Below are 3,257 nucleotides of genomic sequence, written 5' to 3'. Positions count from 1 at the left end.
TCCCCATGTGAGAGTAGGTCATCGTCAAGCACCTAGCCCAAACCCCCAATCCGAGCAATCGGGTTGGGGGTTTGTCTTTGCGCCTGGAAAAACTCAACGAAACGGCATTGCCGATAACGAGGGCTGCAAAGGCCGCGACAGGCCGGCGAAGGGCGCTCGATAGGCACGACACAAGAAACGTCTGTGCCTTGCGCTTTCTATGCAACCGACCGGCGCGTCGTTATGATGCCTGCCTCATTGGGAGGCGAGTCCGCATGCTGAAGTTGTTAAAGCTCTTGCAGGATGGCCGTTTCCATTCCGGCGAAGCGTTAGGTACTGCTCTAGGCGTGAGTCGGAGTGCCATATGGAAACAGTTGCAGCAATTAGAGGCCGATCTGAACTTGCCTATTTTCAAGGTAAGGGGCCATGGCTATAGGTTGCCTGCACCGTTGATATTGCTGGATAAAGATCGTATCGCCTCGGGGAAGGGGGCTGCTTGGCCTTGTTTCCTTCATGAATCCCTAGACTCCACAAATGCTGAAGCCCTCCGATTGCTGGGGTGTGGCGAGGTGCCTCCGTTTGTTGTTCTAGCAGAGCGCCAGACTGGGGGGCGGGGAAGGAGGGGGCGGTCTTGGTTCAGTCCCTTCGCGGAGAACCTTTATTACAGCCTCGTCGTTCGAGTTGACGGTGGCGCACGCCAAATCGAAGGTTTGAGTTTGGTAGTTGGACTTGCGGTCGTTCGTGCCCTGTCGGCCTTAGGGGTGAGTGGGGTTGGGTTGAAGTGGCCAAATGATATTTTAGTGAATGAAAAGAAAATCGCTGGGATTCTATTGGAGCTAATGGGGGATCCCGCAGATATCTGCCACGTGGTGATTGGTATAGGTATCAATGCCAATATGAGTTCCGAGCTTAAGGCTATTGATCAGCCTTGGACATCCCTGTGTTTAGAGCTCGGTGAGCTGATAGATCGGAATTTGCTGGTCATCGAGCTCAATGACCAATTGAGATTTCATCTCTCCAGCCATTTCGAGAAAGGATTTGCGGGCCAGCGAGCGGAATGGGAAGCAAGCCATTTGTGGCAGGGAAGACAGGTAGAGCTCATCGCAGGGGCTCAGCGAATCAGTGGTACTGTGCTCGGGATTAATGATCGGGGAGCTCTTCGTTTGCTTGTTGATGGTGTTGAGCGCGAGTTCAGTGGCGGGGAGCTCAGTTTGAGGTTGCGCAATGATTCTTGAGCTCGACTGCGGTAACAGCTTTATAAAATGGAGGCTCATATCCAAGCCTGATGGAAAGGTCTTGGAGGGGGGGGTTGCAAGTTCCGACGAGCAATTGCTGGCTGTGTTGATAGGCCTTCAGGAAAAGCCTCGATCTGCCCGCCTAGTTAGTGTAAGGAGTGACGAGGAAACTCGTAGGTTGGTTGCTCAGCTTCATAAACACTTCGGTATCGATGTGCTATGCGCGGCCTCGTCGCGAGTGTTGGCTGGTGTCAGTAATGGCTACCGGGAGTATGAACGTCTCGGTCTGGATCGGTGGCTTGCTCTGTCGGGGGCCTTTCATCTGGCTGGAAGGGCTTGTCTCATTCTTGATCTAGGGACGGCCGTTACTTCCGATTTTGTGGCGGGTTCTGGCGAGCATCTTGGGGGCTTCATTTGTCCAGGTGTGCCCTTGATGCGCAATCAATTACGCACACATACCCGGCGGATCAGATATGACGATGAAGCGGCGGGGCGGGCCTTGCAGGAACTGCTGCCGGGACGCTCCACCGTTGAGGCAGTCGAAAGGGGCTGCCTGCTCATGCTGAAGGGATTTGTCCAGACGCAGTTGGAACTGGCCCGGGATTACTGGGGGCGGGATTTCGATGTATTTCTGACGGGGGGGGATGCCTCTCTTGTAAGTAATGTGCTGCCTGGCGCACGGGTCATGCCTGATCTGGTTTTCGTCGGGTTGGCTTTAGCCTGCCCAATACCTTGAGGTCTGTCTGTCATGCGCTGGTTGTTTCTCTTGCTCGTCGTGCTCAATCTCTTCTATTACGTCTGGCATCAGCAGCAGGCGCCTCTCAGGGCCAAAGAGGTGGCTCCTCTCTCTCTTTATCGTTCTGCTCAACAGGATATCAAGCTGTTGAGCGAGACTTCAGGCGCTGCTCGGAGGCAGCTTTCGGCTCCGGGGAGCGAAAGTGGTACCGCATGCCTTTTTCTTGGAAGCTTTGAGAGAGAGGATGCGGCTCACCAGGTCGAGCAGCGTCTGATTAGCCTCGACATACAGGTTCGAGTTCAGCCACTGGATACGGCGGCTGGAGTCGACTACTGGGTCTACCTGCCTCCATTGGCTTCGCGCCAAGCCTCGCTACGCCAGCTTAGGGAGTTACAGGCTAGGAAAATAGATAGCTACATCATTACCCAGGGTGATTTGGCGAATGGAATCTCGCTTGGGATTTTTCCCCGTAGTGACTCGGCTGAAAGTGTTGCGCAACGGTTGAGAGATGCGGGTTATGAGCCCCAGGTTCGAGAGCTTCCTCGGGCGCACCGCAGTTTCTGGGTGAGAGTCGACCCGGAAAGCCGCCGTTTGGTGGATGACTTGCTCTTGGATCAATTGGCTCGTGATTTCAATGCCTTACAACATCAAATATTACCCTGCGAAAGCGTTGCAACTCCTCAATAGTTTGCATAGAATGGCGCCCGCTTCGCAGGCTGGCTGATCTTAGGATTTCCTGCGAGGTAGCTGTCGAGAGAGCTAAGCTCAAGTTTTTAATGAGAAAATGCTTGACAGCAGGGCGGCGTGCGATGAAAATGCCGCCTCCTTTTGGAGGGGTTCCCGAGCGGCCAAAGGGATCAGACTGTAAATCTGACGTCATAGACTTCGAAGGTTCGAATCCTTCCCCCTCCACCAGATTAGGCGTGAGCGCAGGCTCCGCGGGTATAGTTCAGTGGTAGAACCTCAGCCTTCCAAGCTGATGATGCGGGTTCGATTCCCGCTACCCGCTCCAAGTTTGTTGTTCGTGCATGTGTTTCGCTCATGTAGCTCAGCTGGTAGAGCACACCCTTGGTAAGGGTGAGGTCAGCGGTTCAAATCCGCTCATGAGCTCCATTTGCAAAGGCAGATATGAAAGTATCTGCCTTTGTTTTAATGGTGGCGTGACTTGCTCAATTCCGCGATGGGAGACGGTCTCGATGGCTAAAGAGAAATTCGAACGTAACAAACCGCACGTCAACGTGGGCACTATCGGTCACGTTGACCATGGCAAAACTACCCTGACCGCAGCGCTGACCAAGGTTTGCGCT

Annotated in this window: 4 protein-coding genes and 3 tRNA genes; all 7 read left to right on the top strand. The window is 54.0% G+C overall.

The genetic code is table 11. From position 1 onward, the window contains the following. Positions 1–254 precede the first annotated feature (254 nt). Positions 255–1,214 carry a bifunctional biotin--[acetyl-CoA-carboxylase] ligase/biotin operon repressor BirA gene (gene birA, locus BZL41_RS20060; RefSeq protein ID WP_095600923.1) on the top strand — a complete coding sequence of 320 codons (960 nt, stop codon included), beginning with the start codon at positions 255–257 and terminating at the stop codon, positions 1,212–1,214. After that, complete coding sequence (locus BZL41_RS20055; protein WP_095600922.1) at positions 1,204–1,950, top strand: pantothenate kinase; 747 nt, start codon at positions 1,204–1,206, stop codon at positions 1,948–1,950. The genes birA and BZL41_RS20055 overlap by 11 nt, the downstream gene beginning before the upstream one ends. Positions 1,951–1,962: 12 nt before the next feature. After that, positions 1,963–2,637, top strand: a complete 675-nt coding sequence (locus BZL41_RS20050; protein ID WP_095600921.1) for an SPOR domain-containing protein — start codon at positions 1,963–1,965, stop codon at positions 2,635–2,637. A 143-nt stretch (positions 2,638–2,780) separates the two neighbouring features. Next, positions 2,781–2,865 (top strand) — tRNA-Tyr (locus BZL41_RS20045). Between the two features lie 23 nt (positions 2,866–2,888). Beyond that, positions 2,889–2,962 (top strand) — tRNA-Gly (locus BZL41_RS20040). 25 nt (positions 2,963–2,987) lie between these two features. Continuing rightward, positions 2,988–3,063, top strand: a tRNA-Thr gene (locus BZL41_RS20035). Between the two features lie 83 nt (positions 3,064–3,146). Next, positions 3,147–3,257, top strand: a 111-nt coding sequence (locus BZL41_RS28655) for a GTP-binding protein (protein ID WP_256578207.1), incomplete at its 3' end; no start/stop codon positions are given.

Origin of the sequence: Pseudomonas sp. PIC25, from assembly GCF_002286785.1 — a bacterium.
Lineage (GTDB): Bacteria > Pseudomonadota > Gammaproteobacteria > Pseudomonadales > Pseudomonadaceae > Pseudomonas_M.
Note: the sequence above shows the minus strand (reverse complement) of the source record. Positions and strands in the feature narration are given on the sequence as shown.